14 protein-coding genes are annotated in these 14947 nt (G+C 70.5%); 7 read left to right on the forward strand and 7 right to left on the reverse strand.

From position 1 onward, the window contains the following. Window positions 1–49 precede the first annotated feature (49 nt). Entirely contained in the window at window positions 50–1666 is a 1617-nt protein-coding gene (locus M2157_RS12675; protein WP_280865291.1) for an alpha/beta hydrolase, read from the forward strand. Here M2157_RS12675 and hemQ read toward each other — a convergent pair whose 3' ends face one another. Both hemQ and hemG read right to left on the reverse strand, forming a co-directional pair. Then, window positions 1667–2398 (reverse strand): hydrogen peroxide-dependent heme synthase, encoded by a 732-nt coding sequence (gene hemQ / locus M2157_RS12680; protein WP_266509330.1) that lies wholly within the window; start codon window positions 2396–2398, stop codon window positions 1667–1669. 5 nt (window positions 2399–2403) lie between these two features. Further along, window positions 2404–3843, reverse strand: a complete 1440-nt coding sequence (gene hemG, locus M2157_RS12685) for a protoporphyrinogen oxidase (RefSeq protein WP_280865293.1) — start codon at window positions 3841–3843, stop codon at window positions 2404–2406. Window positions 3844–4002: 159 nt separating this feature from the next. Here hemG and M2157_RS12690 point away from each other — a divergent pair, with 159 nt between their 5' ends. Further along, window positions 4003–4992: a DUF4349 domain-containing protein gene (locus M2157_RS12690; protein ID WP_280865294.1), complete on the forward strand. Its 990-nt coding sequence runs from the start codon at window positions 4003–4005 to the stop codon at window positions 4990–4992. A gap of 27 nt (window positions 4993–5019) precedes the next feature. Beyond that, entirely contained in the window at window positions 5020–6414 is a 1395-nt protein-coding gene (locus tag M2157_RS12695; RefSeq protein ID WP_280861929.1) for an FAD-dependent oxidoreductase, read from the forward strand. 3 nt (window positions 6415–6417) lie between these two features. On the opposite strand, the gene M2157_RS12700 is transcribed toward M2157_RS12695, so the two are convergent. Continuing rightward, on the reverse strand, window positions 6418–6738 hold the full coding sequence (locus M2157_RS12700; protein WP_266509322.1) for a hypothetical protein: 321 nt from the start codon (window positions 6736–6738) through the stop codon (window positions 6418–6420). Window positions 6739–6874: 136 nt separating this feature from the next. Here M2157_RS12700 and M2157_RS12705 point away from each other — a divergent pair, with 136 nt between their 5' ends. Then, window positions 6875–7702, forward strand: coding sequence for a rhomboid family intramembrane serine protease (locus tag M2157_RS12705; protein ID WP_280861930.1), 828 nt, complete (start codon window positions 6875–6877; stop codon window positions 7700–7702). Between the two features lies 1 nt (window position 7703). Here M2157_RS12705 and hemE read toward each other — a convergent pair whose 3' ends face one another. Further along, window positions 7704–8759, reverse strand: a complete 1056-nt coding sequence (gene hemE, locus M2157_RS12710) for a uroporphyrinogen decarboxylase (protein WP_280865296.1) — start codon at window positions 8757–8759, stop codon at window positions 7704–7706. Between the two features lie 158 nt (window positions 8760–8917). On the opposite strand from hemE, the gene M2157_RS12715 reads away from it, so the two are divergent. The 3 genes from M2157_RS12715 to M2157_RS12725 all read left to right on the forward strand — a co-directional run bounded on the left by M2157_RS12715 (window position 8918) and on the right by M2157_RS12725 (window position 11832). After that, complete coding sequence (locus M2157_RS12715; protein WP_280863750.1) at window positions 8918–9544, forward strand: DUF3000 domain-containing protein; 627 nt, start codon at window positions 8918–8920, stop codon at window positions 9542–9544. 211 nt (window positions 9545–9755) lie between these two features. Further along, the gene (locus tag M2157_RS12720; protein ID WP_280861932.1) at window positions 9756–10418 is read left to right on the forward strand and encodes a response regulator transcription factor; all 663 of its coding nucleotides are present in this window, start codon (window positions 9756–9758) and stop codon (window positions 10416–10418) included. A 133-nt stretch (window positions 10419–10551) separates the two neighbouring features. After that, window positions 10552–11832: a ribonuclease D gene (locus M2157_RS12725; protein WP_280861933.1), complete on the forward strand. Its 1281-nt coding sequence runs from the start codon at window positions 10552–10554 to the stop codon at window positions 11830–11832. 29 nt (window positions 11833–11861) lie between these two features. Here M2157_RS12725 and M2157_RS12730 read toward each other — a convergent pair whose 3' ends face one another. Genes M2157_RS12730 through M2157_RS12740 form a run of 3 tightly spaced genes read right to left on the reverse strand, consistent with a single transcriptional unit; the run spans window position 11862 to window position 14943 of the window. Then, window positions 11862–12692 (reverse strand): carbohydrate ABC transporter permease, encoded by an 831-nt coding sequence (locus tag M2157_RS12730; protein ID WP_057611180.1) that lies wholly within the window; start codon window positions 12690–12692, stop codon window positions 11862–11864. After that, window positions 12689–13630: a sugar ABC transporter permease gene (locus M2157_RS12735; RefSeq protein WP_280865298.1), complete on the reverse strand. Its 942-nt coding sequence runs from the start codon at window positions 13628–13630 to the stop codon at window positions 12689–12691. The genes M2157_RS12730 and M2157_RS12735 overlap by 4 nt, the downstream gene beginning before the upstream one ends. Next, window positions 13630–14943 carry an ABC transporter substrate-binding protein gene (locus M2157_RS12740; RefSeq protein ID WP_280861936.1) on the reverse strand — a complete coding sequence of 438 codons (1314 nt, stop codon included), beginning with the start codon at window positions 14941–14943 and terminating at the stop codon, window positions 13630–13632. Before M2157_RS12740 ends, M2157_RS12735 begins: the two co-directional genes overlap by 1 nt. Window positions 14944–14947 lie beyond the last annotated feature (4 nt).

Here is a 14947-nt window from a genome sequence, read left to right on the forward strand (position 1 = left end):
GTCGAACGAAACATCCCTTTTGTCGCTGCCGCGCACCGAAGGGATACCGATGAGAGCCCCCGCCCTCCTCACGGCCGCCGGGTCATTGCTTCTGACCACGCTCGCCGCCGCACCGGCCGGGGGCGCTCCGGCCGCCCCGGGCGCGGCGGAACTCCACGGCACCGCGATCGCCGCCGCGCGCGCCGGGACGGCCGGAGTCCGCTTCGGCGCCTGCCCCGCGGTGGAGGACCTGCCCGACGGTGTCCGGTGCGGCACGGTGTCCGTCCCGCTCGACTACGCGCGCCCCGACGGCCGGCAGATCAAACTGACCGTCAGCCGGGTGCGGGCCACCCACAAGGACCCGCACAACAGCAAGCGCAGGGTGCCCCGGCAGGGCGCCCTGGTCTACAACCCCGGCGGTCCCGGCGGCTCCGGCATGTACTTCCCGCTGGTCGGCGCGCTCCCCGAGTGGAAGAGGCTCGCCGCGGCGTACGACCTCGTGGGCTACGCACCGCGCGGGGTGGGTCGTTCGGCGCCGCTGTCCTGCACGGACCCGAAGCAGTACGTGAAGGCGCCCACGCAGGCACCGGCGCACCCCTCACTGTCGTACAAGAAGGAACACATCGCGCAGGCGAAGGCGTACGCGCGCGGGTGTGCGAAACGGTCGGGTACGGCTCTCCGGCACTACACCTCCCTGAACAACGCCCGGGACCTGGACGTGCTGCGTGCCGCGCTGGGCGAGCGGAAGCTGACGTTCGTGGGGGCCTCGTACGGGACCTACTTCGGCGCGCTGTACGCGACGCTGTTCCCCTCGCATGTACGGCGGATGGTCTTCGACGCGGCGGTGAACCCTGACCCGGAGCAGATCTGGTACCGCAACAACCTGGACCAGTCGGCCGCGTTCGAGGAACGGTGGGCGGACTTCCGGGAGTGGGTCGCCAGGCACGACGACGTGTACGGGCTCGGGGACACGGCCGCGGAGGTGCTGCGCAGCTACCAGAAGGCGGCGGCGCGGCTGGCCGCCCGGCCGGCCGGGGGGAAGGTCGGGCCGGGGGAGCTGCAGGGGGCGTTCCTGTCCGCCGGGTACTACGACGACTATTGGCCGCATCGGGCACAGGCCCTGTCGGCGTATCTCAAGGGTGATCCCAAGCCGCTGATCCAGCAGGCCGGGCCGCATCAGGAGGCGGCGAAGGAGGCGGAGAACTCCAACGCCGTCTACACGGCCGTCGAGTGCAACGACGCGTCCTGGCCGACGGACTGGAAGGTGTGGGACCGGGACAACACCCGGCTGGCGCGGGTCGCGCCGTTCGAGACGTGGGACAACGTGTGGATGAACCTGCCCTGCGCGTACTGGCCCGCGCCGCGCCAGCGGGCCCTCGATGTGCGCACCGGGCCCGGTGAGCTGCCGCCGACGCTGATTCTGGCGGCCGAGCGGGACGCGGCGGCTCCGTACGCCGGCGCCCTGGAGCTGCACCGGCGGCTGTCCGGCTCGGTGCTGGTGACCGAGCGGGACGCGGGCACGCACGGCATCGCGGGCGGCCCGAACCCCTGCGTCAACGGATACCTGGACGCCTACCTGCTGGAGGGGCGCCTTCCGGAGCGGCGCGCCGCATGCGCCCCGCGCCCCGAGCCGGGGCCGAAGCCGAAGGGCAGCTCTCGGAAGGCGACCGTCGGACCCGCTCGCTGATCAGGCGAGGCCCGCCACGAGCTCACCGATCTCCTTGCGGCGGCCCGTGTAGAACGGGACCTCCTCGCGGACGTGCATCCGCGCCTCGGAGGCGCGCAGGTGGCGCATGAGGTCGACGATGCGGTAGAGCTCGTCGGCCTCGAAGGCCAGGATCCACTCGTAGTCGCCGAGGGAGAAGGAGGCGACCGTGTTGGCGCGGACGTCCGGGTAGCCGCGGGCCATCTTGCCGTGGTCGGCGAGCATGCGGCGGCGGTCCTCGTCGGGGAGGAGGTACCAGTCGTACGACCGCACGAACGGGTAGACGCTCACGTAGTCGCGGGGGTTCTCGTCCGCCAGGAACGCCGGGACGTGCGAGCGGTTGAACTCGGCGGGGCGGTGCAGCGCCATGTTCGACCAGACCGGCTCCAGTGCGCGGCCCAGCTTGGTGCGGCGGAAGAGGTTGTACGCCTCCTGGAGCTGGTCGCTGGTCTCCGCGTGCCACCAGATCATGACGTCGGCGTCGGCGCGCAGCCCGGACACGTCGTAGGTGCCGCGGATCGTGACGTCCTTGGCGGCGAGCTGGTCGAACAGCTCCTGGACCTCGTCGGCGTAACCCGTGCGGTCCTCGGGGAGCACGTCCTTCAGCTTGAAGACGGACCAGAGCGTGTAACGGATGACCTCGTTGAGGTCCTTGGCCAGCTTGCCCTTGTTCGGGACCCTGCCGGACTCGGGGGTGGGGGCGTCGTTGCTCATGGGCCCTATTCTCCCGCTCCGCCGTGCAGACTCTGCACCGGGTTGGCCGTGAGCTCCCGTACGGCGGTCAGGTCCCCCTGGATCTGGTCCACCGCCGCGTAGGCGCTCGCGATGCAGGCCGGGATGCCGACGCCGTCGTACTGCGCGCCGCACACCGCGAGGCCCGGAAGCTTGGCGACGTGCTCGCGGATGCGGGCCACGCGCGCGTGGTGGCCGACGGGGTACTGGGGCAGGCCGTCGGTCCAGCGGGTGACGCGGGTTTCGAGGGTGGTGGCGTCCAGCCCGGTGGCCTCGCGCAGGTCATGGCGGGAGACGTCCACCAGGGCGGTGTCGTCGCGCTCGAGGATCTTCGTCTCGCCATGGCGGCCGACGGAGGTGCGCAGGACGACGACGTCCGGGTTCTCGTCGGCGATCCAGCCCCACTTCTGGGAGGCGAAGGTGGACGCCTTGATGGTGCGGCCGTCGACCGGCGGGACGAGGAAGCCGCTGCCCGCGGGCAGGGCGGTGGCGGAGCGGCGGTAGGCGAGGGTGACCAGGGCCATGGAGGCGTACTCCACGGTGTCGAGCTCGGTGGCGGCCTCGGGGGCCTCGGCGCGCAGGAGGCCCGCGGCGGCCGGGGCGGGGGCGGCGACGATCACGGCGTCGGCGTGCAGGACGCGGTCCGCGGCGACGACCCTCCAGCCACCGGACGGCTCGCGGCGCAGCTCGGTCACCGGGGCGCCGGTGAGGATCTCGCCGCCGCGCGCGCGGACCGAGTCGGCGACGGCGAGCGGGAGGGTGCCCACGCCGCCGCGGATCCCCATGAACACCGGTCCGGTCTGCTGATGGGCGGCCATCCTCGCCTGGATCTCGCGGACGCCCTCGGTGAGCGAGGTGTGGGTCTGGGCGACCTGGAAGAGCTGCGGGACGGCCGAGCGCATCGAGATGCGGTACGCGTCGCCCGCGTAGACCCCGCCGAGGAGGGGTTCGATGAGGCGGTCGACGACCTCGCGGCCCAGGCGCGCCGCCACGTACTCACCGACCGCCACGTCGTCGCCGACCTCCGTGCGGGGCAGCTCCGCGTCCTGCTCGATGCGGGCGAGGCCCTCCTCGGAGAGCACTCCGGCCAGCGCCTCGGCGGTGCCGGGGACGCCCATGACGTGGCCCTTGGGCATGGGGCGCAGGGCGCCGCGGGTCCAGATCGAGGCGGTCGCGGTCGCGGGCGGCTGGAGGCGGTCGTCGAGGCCCACCTCGCGCGCGAGGGCCACCGCCTCCGGCCTGCGGGCCAGCATCGACTCGGCGCCGAGGTCGACGCGCGCGCCCGCGATCTCGCCGGGCAGCAGCTTGCCGCCCACGCGGTCGGACGCCTCCAGCACGGTGACGCGCGCACCGCGCTGCGACAGCCGGTGCGCCGCGGCCAGTCCCGCGATGCCGGCTCCGATGACGACGACCCGTGATCCGCTCATGGCCCCAGCCTCTCAGACCTCACTGACAGTCCGACGGCGGCCCGGTGTCCTTCACGAGTCCCGACCGTGACCGCATCGGAACCACCGGAGTCCAACGTTCGCACCCACTCCGGCGTCGAAGGAACGTCAGTTGTTCACGACCCTCGGGGGGACGCCCGCATGCGCACATCACGATCACGACGTCCGGTACGGCCCGCGCGGGCCCTGGCCGGCCTCCTGCTCGCCGCGGGCCTCGCCCTGACCGGGTGCAGCGCAGGCGCCGACAGCAGCGACGGCGGCGGCAGCGCCCTGTCCGACGACAAGGCGGCACAGAGTCAGGCGGAGGGCGCGGCCGGTACCGAGGCCGGCACCGGCGGCAAGCAGGCCACGACCGCACCCCAGCCCGCGGTGAATCACATCATCCGCACCGCCACGCTGACCGTGCAGGTCAAGAACGTGCCGAAGGCGCTCGCCGCGGCCCGCACCAGCACCGAGACCGCGGGCGGATTCGTCGGCAAGGAGTCCACCTCCCGCGACGAGGAGGGCCGGGAACAGACGGAGGTGGTGCTGCGGATACCCGTCGAGAAGTACGACGAGGTCCTCGCCGATCTGGAGGGCGCGGGCAAGCTCCTGGAGCGCACCGCGAACGCACAGGACGTCACCGACCAGGTCGTCGACGTGGAGAGCCGGATCGCGACGCAGCGCGCGAGTGTGGCGCGGATCCGGGAGTTGATGGACAAGGCGACCAGACTGAGCGACGTGGTGACCCTGGAGGGCGAACTGAGCACCCGTCAGGCCGACTTGGAGTCACTGCTCGCCCGCCAGGCGTCCCTGAAGGACCGCACGAGCCTGGCCACCATCACCCTGTCCCTGTCCGAGTCGCCCGTCGCCAAGGCCGAGAAGGACGACGACCCCGGTGTCGTCGACGCGCTCGCGGGCGGCTGGGACGCGTTCGTGACCATGCTGCGCTGGGTTGTGGTGGCGGTGGCGGCGGTGCTGCCGTTCCTGGCGGGGATCGCGCTGATCGTGCTGGTGTGGCTGCGGCTTATCCGGCCCCGGCTGCCGCGCCGGCCGGCGCCCGCGGCCGCCTCGACCGCTCTGGGCCCGCTGCCCATGGCCCGTCCCGTCCCGGAACCGGGGCGGGAGCAGGAGCGGGGCGAGCAGGACTGAAATGCCCCGCCCTCGTAGCGTGTTCGCATGAACATGAGCCGTACGCGGGACACGAGGGAACGTCTGGTCGTGATCGGCGGCGACGCCGCGGGGATGTCCGCGGCGTCGCAGGCACGCCGGTTGAAGGGCCCCGACGAACTGGAGATCGTGGCGTTCGAGCGGGGCCACTTCACCTCCTACTCGGCCTGCGGCATCCCGTACTGGGTGGGCGGGGACGTCACCGAACCGGACCAGTTGATCGCCCGTACGCCCGAGGAGCACCGGGCCCGCGACATCGATCTGCGCATGCGCACCGAGGTCATGGAGATCGACGTCGACCGACAGCGGGTACGCGCGCGTGACCTCGAGTCGGGGGCCGAGACCTGGACGTCGTACGACAAACTCGTGATCGCGACCGGCGCCCGCCCGATCCGCCCGGACATGCCGGGAGTCGACGCCCCCGGTGTGCACGGGGTGCAGACGCTCGACGACGGCCAGGCGCTCATCGACACGCTGGCACACACGCGTGGCCGCAGGGCGGTGGTGGTGGGTGCCGGGTACATCGGTGTGGAGATGGCCGAGGCACTGATCAACCGCGGTTACGAGGTGACGGTGGTCAACCGGGGCAGCGAGCCCATGTCCACGCTCGACCCGGACATGGGCCGCCTGGTGCACGAGGCCATGGAGGGTCTGGGCATCACCATGGTCGACGATGCCGCGGTGACCAAGGTGCTCACCGGCGAGGACGGCCGGGTGCGGGCGGTGGCCACGGAGAACGCCGAGTACCCGGCGGACGTCGTGGTGCTCGGCATCGGCGTACGCCCGGAGACGACGCTCGCGAAGGCGGCCGGTCTGCCGCTGGGCAGCCACGGCGGTCTTCTGACGGACCTCGCGATGCGGGTGCGCGGCCACGAGAACATCTGGGCGGGCGGCGACTGCGTCGAGGTCCTCGACCTGGTCTCGGGGCAGGAGCGGCACATCGCGCTGGGCACCCACGCCAACAAGCACGGCCAGGTCATCGGCATGGGCGTCGGCGGCGGCTACGCCACCTTCCCGGGAGTCGTCGGCACGGCCGTCAGCAAGGTCTGCGACCTGGAGATCGCCCGTACCGGCCTGCGCGAGAAGGACGCGCGTCGGGTGGGCCTCCAGTTCGTGTCGGTCACGATCGAGTCCACCAGCCGGGCCGGCTACTACCCGGGCGCCTCCCCCATGACGGTGAAGATGCTCGCCGAGCGCCGCACGGGGCGGCTGCTCGGCGTGCAGATCGTCGGGAGGGAGGGAGCGGGCAAGCGGGTCGACATCGCCGCGGTGGCCCTGACGGCGGGGATGACGGTGGAGCAGATGACGGCCCTGGACCTGGGGTACGCGCCGCCGTTCAGTCCGGTGTGGGACCCGGTGCTGGTGGCGGCCAGGAAGGCCGCCGCGAAGGTGCGGACCTCCTGACGGCTACGCCGTTCCGTTGATCCGCTCGATGGCCTGGCGGGCCTGGTCGGCCGGCGGCCTGGGCGGCAGCGAGGAGACGGAGGCGCTGGCGGGCATCGCGGTCGGCTGCTCACCCGCCGGTTTGGCGTGCGAGGCGGGCCGCGTGGTCCTGAGCCGGTTGCTCACCGCCTCGTCGAGCGTCACCGGCCGCTGCATCTGCGAGGCCAGCCGCCCGGCCTCCTGACCGAGCCTGGCCACGTCCTCCCACGGCAGCCGCAGCACCAGGGAGATCTCGGCCTCGCCGTCGGGAAGAGCGTGCATCGGAGGAGCAATTCGGTCGTTCATCGGTGGTTCCTCACGTAGTCCCCGCGGCCCGCCTTCCCCGTGCCGCGGGCGGTTGAGGAGACATACGCACGCGTGCGCGCGGGTGTTCACCGATGCGCCACCGATTCGCGGGGCCCATCGCGGGCACTACTTCCTTGTGGTCATCCCCGTCCATGACGTGAACCCTGTGCGCCGCACCCCCGTGGTGACGTACGCGCTCATCGCCGCGAACGTCCTCGTGTTCCTGTTCACGCCCGGCCTGGCCGGCTCCGTGGCGGGCGACAGCAGCCTGTCCCAGCTGTGCCATCTCCAGGCGTTCCTGGACCAGTACGCCGCGGTCCCACAGGAGTTGATCCACCATCAGATGCCGCGGCTGGTCCCCACGGGCGACGTCGGCACGAGCGCGCAGGGCACGGCGGGCTGTGTGGTGGCCCCGCCGGACTACGACAAGTCCCCCGCGCTGTCGGTCCTTACAGCGATGTTCCTGCACGGCGGCTGGCTGCACCTGCTGGGCAACATGCTGTTCCTGCTGATCTTCGGCAACAACGTCGAGGACCGCATGGGGCATGTGCGCTTCGCGCTGTTCTACGTCGTCTGCGGCTACGCGGCGTCGTACGGCTTCGCGCTCCTCAACGACGACTCGGGCGATCCGCTGATCGGTGCGTCGGGGGCCATCGCAGGGGTCCTCGGCGCCTATCTGGTGCTGTACCCGAAGGCCAGGGTGTGGGTCCTGGTGCCCTTCCTGGTCTTCCTGCCGCTCAGACTGCCGGCCTGGCTGGTGCTGGGCTTCTGGTTCGTGCTGCAGGCGGTGTACTCCTCCGGCGAGGGCGTCTCCGCCGCCGGCACGGTGGCGTACGCGGCGCACGTCGTGGGCTTCCTCGCCGGGATGCTGCTGGCGTGGCCGCTCAAGCCGGGCACTCCCCCGCCGCCGGAACCGCGCGGTCTGCTGTTCGGCAGGAAGGCGCGGCCCCGGCACACCTGGTGAGTCAGCGGGTGGTGTGCGTGTGGACGTACTCCACGAGACGGGTCAGGGCGTCCGGGTCGGTGGACGGCATGACGCCGTGGCCGAGGTTGAAGACATGGCCCTCAAGGCCCTCGGCCGAGTCCAGGACTTCGCGGGTCTTGGCCTCGACAGCCTCCGTGGAGGCGAACAGGACCGTGGGGTCGAGGTTGCCCTGGAGCGCCTTGCCGGGGCCGACGCGGCGGGCGGCCTCGTCGAGCGGGACGCGCCAGTCGACGCCGACGACGTCCGCGCCGGCCTCACCCATGAGCTTCAGCAGTTCGCCGCAGCCGACCCCGAAGTGGATGCGGGGGACGCCGTACCCCTCGACCGCTTTGAAGACCTTCGCGGAGGCGGGCAGGACCGAGCGGCGGTAGTCGCCCGGGGCGAGGGCGCCGGCCCACGAGTCGAAGAGCTGGACCGCGGACGCGCCGGCCTCGATCTGGACCTTCAGGAAGACGGCGGTGATCTCGGCGAGGCGGTCCAGCAGGTCGGCCCACAGCTCGGGGTCGCCGTACATCATCGCCTTGGCGTTCTCGTACGTGCGGGACGGGCCGCCCTCGACGAGGTAACTCGCGAGGGTGAAAGGTGCGCCCGCGAAACCGATGAGGGGGGTCGGGCCGAGCTCGCGGGTCAGCAGGCCGATGGCCTCGGTGACGTAGGAGACGTCCTCGGGGGTGAGGTCGCGCAGTTGAGCCAGGTCGGCGCGGGTGCGGATCGGGTTCTCGACGACCGGGCCGACGCCGGGCCTGATGTCGAGGTCGATGCCGATGGCCTTCAGCGGGACGACGATGTCGCTGTAATAGATCGCCGCGTCCACGTTGTGGCGGCGGACCGGCTGGAGGGTGATCTCGGTGACCAGCTCGGGGCGCATGCAGGATTCGAGCATCGGGATGCCCTCGCGGACCTTGCGGTACTCCGGCAGCGAGCGCCCGGCCTGCCGCATGAACCACACGGGGGTATGCGGGACGGGTTCCCGGCGACACGCCTTGAGGAAGGCGGAGTCGTGGGCGGCTGACTGCGGCGTCTCAGGTGCACTCACGTCGGAAAGTCTCGCACGGTGCGATGAGTGCCGAGTGCGCGGTGTCTGTGTGGGCATGGAGCCAAGTCCGGGTGTCTAGGGCGGCACCACGGCGCCCTTCCCTTTAACCTTCCCGCATGGCTGCGGCTCAAGGACGACTGTCGGACGGCGCTGGTGGGATGGACGACGCGAAGGAAGGGGACCGGGATGGCGGCGGTGCGGCTCCGCCGGCTTTCCAGGCCGCGGTTCAGGCCCTGCGTGGCAGTCGGCTGCGGCCGCAGATCGAGATCGAGCCGACACGGGCCCCACAGCGGCTCGCCCCGCACGCGTACGCGCTGGAGGCCACCGTCGTCGACGGCGACCAGGACCTCGCCGACGGGCGGCTCGTGCTGCTGCACGACCCGGACGGCCACGACGCCTGGCGGGGCACCTTCCGGCTGGTGACGCTCGTGCGCGCGGAGCTGGAGGCGGAGATGGCCGCCGACCCGCTGCTGCCCGAGGTGTGCTGGTCGTGGCTGACGGGCGCGCTCTCGGCGCGCGGGCTGTCGTACGGCGAACCGAGCGGCACCGTCACGCGGGCCAGCTCGCACTACTTCGGCGGTCTGTCCGAGCGCCCCGCGGCCTCGCAGATCGAGATCCGGGCCTCCTGGACGCCTCGCGAGGGCCTGGGCGGGGTGCCGGACGCGGCGGGGCACCTCGCCTCCTGGTGCGACCTGCTGGCCCAGGTCGCGGGTCTGCCGCCGGCCGGTCCGGGTGACGCGTCGATCGTGACGTTGCCACAGCGGCGGGACCCTCAGGCGCGCTGACCACCCACACGGAGCATCAATTTGTCGATACGGCCACTTTCAGTCAGGAGTGAGCCGTCGAACGAACCGATATGTTCACCGAACGATCGACCGTACGTCCGAATTGCACTAATTGTTACTCACTAGATCGTGATCATTCTCTAAAGGACGCCGGGTTCGGTGCCGAAGACGTCTGTGACCTTCCAAGCCGTCCCGCACCCCAGGAGGCCCGGTGTCCGTTCTCCTCGAGCAGCCCGCAAGCCTGGTCGCCTACCGCCCGAACAAGCCCACCGCCATGGTGGTCGTGGCCGACCCGCGCGTCCGATCCACCGTCACCCGTCACCTCTGGGCGCTCGGTGTGCGCGATGTCATCGAAGCCTCGTCCGTGGCGGAGGCCCGTCCCCGAATCGGCAGCCCCAGAGACATCTGCGTCGCCGAAGTCCACCTTCCCGACGGCTCCGGCCTGACCCTGCTGTCGGAGACCCGCGCCGCGGGCTGGCCCAACGGCCTCGCCCTGTCCGCGGCCGACGACATCGGCGCCGTGCGCAACGCCCTCGCGGGCGGAGTCAAGGGCTACGTCGTCACCGGCACCCGCACCAACGTCGGGCTCCCCACCCGGCCCGGCGCGGCACCCATCGGCTCCGCCGCCGCCCGTATGCACCGCCGCCCCCCGGGTACCCCGAGCCACCCGGGTGGCTACCGCGAGCTCTCCGGCCGTGAGGTCGAAGTGCTGCGGCTGGTCGCCGAAGGGCAGTCGAACAAGGCGATCGGAGTCTCGATGGGCCTGTCCGCACTGACCGTCAAGAGCCACCTCGCCCGGATCGCCCGCAAGCTCGGCACGGGAGACCGCGCCGGCATGGTGGCGGTGGCTCTCCGCACCGGCATCATCCACTGAGGCTCTTTCGAGCCTCGCTGTTCACGGACGTGAACCAGAGCTTTCACCGGGCTGACTGGTTTACGACCCTCAGGCGCCTGCCGACGGAACGTTCCGTCGGCAGGCGCTGTCCATACACAGATACCCTTGACATGTGACCGACGCCCAAGAGACCGCAGCAGACGTTTCACTGCGAACCACCGGAGGCGGCCCTCCGGACGATGGCGGATCTTCTGCAGCGGAGGCGCCGATCCCTCTGCTGGAGCCGCGCGAGGGCATTCCGCCCGTGATCGCCGACGAGGACTCGCTCGCCGAGGTGATCGCCGCGTTCGCCGCGGGCTCCGGCCCCGTCGCCGTCGACGCCGAGCGGGCGTCCGGCTACCGCTACGGACAGCGCGCCTATCTCGTGCAGCTGCGCCGCGCGGGTGCGGGGACCGCGCTGATCGACCCGGTGGCCTGTCCCGATCTCTCGGGGCTCGGCGAGGCCCTCTCCGGTGTGGAGTGGGTGCTGCACGCCGCCACACAGGATCTTCCGTGTCTCCGCGAGATAGGCATGGTGCCCTCGCGCCTGTTCGACACCGAGCTGGCCGGGCGGATCGCCGGGTTCCCCCGGGTCGGGCTCGGCGCGATGGTCGAAGGGGTGCTGGGCTTCGTCCTGGAGAAGGGGCACTCGGCCGTCGACTGGTCGACCCGTCCGCTGCCCGAGCCGTGGCTGCGGTACGCCGCCCTCGACGTGGAGCTTCTCGTCGACCTGCGCGACGCGCTGGAGAAGGAGCTCGACCGGCAGGGGAAGCTGGAGTGGGCGCTTCAGGAGTTCGACGCGATCGCTTCGGCTCCACCGGCCGAGCCGCGCAAGGACCCCTGGCGCCGGACCTCCGGCATGCACAAGGTGCGGCGGCGCCGGCAGCTGGCCGTCGTGCGGGAACTGTGGGAGGCGCGGGACCGGATCGCCCAGCGGCGGGACGTGTCGCCGGGCAAGGTGCTGTCCGATGCGGCGATCGTCGAGGCGGCGCTCTCCCTGCCGGTCAATGTGCACGCGCTGGCCGCGTTGAACGGCTTCGGGCATCGGATGGGACGGCGGCAGCTGGAGCAGTGGCAGGCCGCGGTGGATCGGGCCAAGGCCCTTGCCGAGGTACAGCTGCCGCAGCCCGGGCAGCCGCTCACCGGGCCTCCGCCGCCGCGGGCCTGGGCCGACAAGGATCCTGCGGCGGCCGCGAGGTTGTCCGCGGCACGGGCTGCGGTGTCCGCGTTGGCCGAGTCGCTGAACATGCCGCAGGAGAACCTGATCACTCCGGACACGGTGCGGCGGGTCTGCTGGGAGCCGCCGAGCGTGGTCAGCGCGGAGTCGGTGGGGGCGGCGTTGGCCGGTCACGGGGCCCGGGCCTGGCAGGTCGAGCAAGTGACTCCGGTGCTGGTGGCTGCGCTTTCCGCCTAGTCGCAGCAGTTCTCCGCGCCCCTGGTAGGTCATCTGGTCGCTCCTCGCGTGAAGCCGTTGTAGATGAAGCGCTGCAACGACAGGAAAACGATCAGTGTCGGCAGGATCACCAGGACCGCTCCTGCCGAAATGACCTCCCAGTGGGCCGCGTAGGGGCCCCGGAAGCGGAACAGCGACGTCGAGATCACGCCAAGATCCTCCGAGGGCATGTAGAGGAAGGGAATGTAGAAGTCGTTGTAGACCGTGATGCCCTTCACGATCACCACGGTCGCGGTCGCCGGCTTCAGCAGCGGGAAGATGATCTTTCGGTAGATCGTGAAGGCGTTGGCGCCGTCCAGGCGGGCCGATTCGTCCAGGGAGACCGGGATCGAGCGGACGAACTGCAGGAAGATGTAGATCGAGACGATGTCCGTGCCCATGTAGAGGGCGATCGGGGCCCAGAGGCTGTCGAACATGCCGAAGCTGTTGACGATCTGGAACGTGGCCACCTGGGTGGTGACGCCGGGGACCAGCGCGGCCGTCAGGAAGAGCGCCACCACCAGCTTCTTGAAGCGGAAGGTGAACCGGTCGATGGCGTAGGCCGTCATCGAGCCGATGAGCACTGTGCCGCCGATCGAGATCAGCAGGATGATCGCCGTGTTGGTGAAGGCGGAGAGCATCTCGCCGTCCTGGAACGCCGTCACGTAGTTGTGGAAGTTCAGCAGGTCGTGCGGGAGTTCCAGGGCGCCGCTCGTGTTCGCCATCTCCTTCTCCGACTTGAGGGAGGTGAGGAGGACGACCACGAGCGGCAGCAGGACGACCAGGGTCGCGGCGATCAGCGAGAAATGGACAAGGGCGCGGGCGATCGTACGGCGTGTCATACGAGGTCCACCTTGTCGTCGGGGACCAGGCGCCGCTGCACCCAGGTCACCAGCAGAATGATCAGCAGGAGGACGACGGCGGCCGCCGAGGCCAGGCCCGTCTTGTTGAAGCGGAAGGCCAGGTTGACCGTCTGGATCACGAAGGTCTCGGTTCCGGTGGCGCCGCCGGTCATGATGTACGGGATCTCGAAGACCGACAGCGAGCCGGAGATCGAGAGGATCACCGTCAGGGTCAGGACCGGCTTGATGCCCGGCGCGATGATGTGGCGGAACTGGTGCCAGCGGTTCGCGCCGTCCAGCTCGGCGGCCTCGTACAACTCCCCCGGGATGGACTGGATCGCGCCCAGGAAGAGCACGAAGTTCAGGCCGAGATAGCGCCAGACCGAGACGCCGGCCAGCGAGGTGTTCGCGGAGACCGGGGTGCCGAGCCAGGCGTGGTCGGTCTTCACTCCGAACAGGCTCAGCACCGAGTCAAGCGTCCCGCCGTCCTGGAAGAAGTAGAGGAACACGAAGCCGATCGCGACGCCGTTGATCAAGTACGGGAAGAAGAGCACGCCCTTGAAGAAGTTCCGGAAGCGGACGTCGAAGCTCAGGATCGTCGCGAAGTAGAGCGCGAGGACGATCTGGACCACGGAGGCGGCGAGGTAGTAGCCACTGACCCAGAAGACCTCGAAGAGATCCGGGCGGGTGAACACCTCCCGGTAGTTCTCGACGCCCGTGGAGCGCAGTTCGGGGCTGACACCGTCCCAGTCGGTGAAGCTGTACGCGACCATGTTGGCGATCGGCGCGTAGGTGAAGGTGATCAGCAGGGCGAGCGGGGCGATCAGGAACAGCCAGGGGGTCACGCCCCGCCGGACGCGGGTCCGGCGCGGGGGCGGTGCCGGGACGGGGGCGGCCGGGATCACCTCCACGGCCGCCTTCTGTGTCGTGTCCGTCATCAGGACCCCAGGTTCTTCTGGGTGTCCGTCCAGCGCTTGCTGAGGTCGGCGAGGAAGTCGTCGAGGCTGCCCTTGCGGGCGCCGCGGGCGAGGTCGACGAGCTTCTGGCGGTACTCGGGGGCGTAGAGGCCGACCTCGGACTCGTTGTCGATCTGCTTGACCTTCGCGCCCTGGGCGTCGTCCAGTTCGATGAACTTCACGCCCTGGTCCTCGTACGGCTTCAGGACCGACGGCAGCGGCGCGTCCTTGAGCGGGGAGAGGGCGAGGTTGTCCTCGACATAGCCGGACTTGTCGGTGAACCAGTCGATCCAGGCCCGGGCCGCCTCCTTGTGCGAGGAGTGGACGTTGACCGCCTGGTTGTAGTCGGGGGCGATGGTCGCGCAGAACTTCCCGTCCGTCTGGGCCGGGAAGGGCATGAAGCCGATGTCGTCGGGGTTCACGCCGGCCTTCTTCGCCGCGTCCTGGAACTGCACGATCGCCCAGGTGCCGAGCCACTGCGTGGCGATCTCCCCCTTGGCGGTGCGGGGCTTGGACTCCTCCCAGTTGCTGGTGGTCGGGTCCTTCTCGATCAGCCCCTCGTGGACGATGTCGTACAGGAGCCGGTCGCCGACGCGCAGGTCCGCGCCCTTCGCCCAGGGGTCGCCCTCGGCGAGCTTGTCGGTCGCCTTCGGGTCACAGGTCACCGCGCCGTCGACCGACGTCCACGAGGACAGCGGCCAGCCGGCCGAGAAGTTGGTGTAGTACGGGATCGCGTCGGTCTTCGCCTTGATGGCCTTGAGGTCGGCGACGAACTCGGCCGGGGTGGTGGGCCATTCGGTGATCCCGGCTTCCTTCCAGATCCGCTTGTTGTAGACGAACCCGGGACTGACGGCGACGGGGCTCTGCCCGTACACCTTGCCGTCGACGGCGGTGAAGTCGGTGAAGCGGTACTTCTTGGCGCGCTCTTCCTGGGTACCCAGCGAGGCGAAGAACCTCGGGTAGTCGCTCTTCTTGATGACGGCCGGGATCAGCAGGACATCGCCGTAGTTCTCGGTGTTCATCCGGATCTTGACCTCGGCCTCGTAGTCCGTGATGCCCTCGAACTCGACCTTCACCTTCGGATAGGTCTTGCTGAACTCGGCGGCGTACTTCTTCAGCGTGCCGTCCTGCACGAGGTCGGTGCGGACGGTGAGGACCTTGATGGTGCCGGTGACCTTTGACGGGTCGTCAGGCGCCTTGGCATCGGCGCCCTTCGACGATCCACCGGTGCCGGTGCACCCGGGGATCAGCAAGGCGGCTCCCACGACCATGGCCAGGGCTGTACGGCGGTTCATGTGC

It is taken from the genome of Streptomyces sp. SAI-127, from assembly GCF_029894425.1.
Taxonomy (GTDB): Bacteria; Actinomycetota; Actinomycetes; order Streptomycetales; family Streptomycetaceae; genus Streptomyces.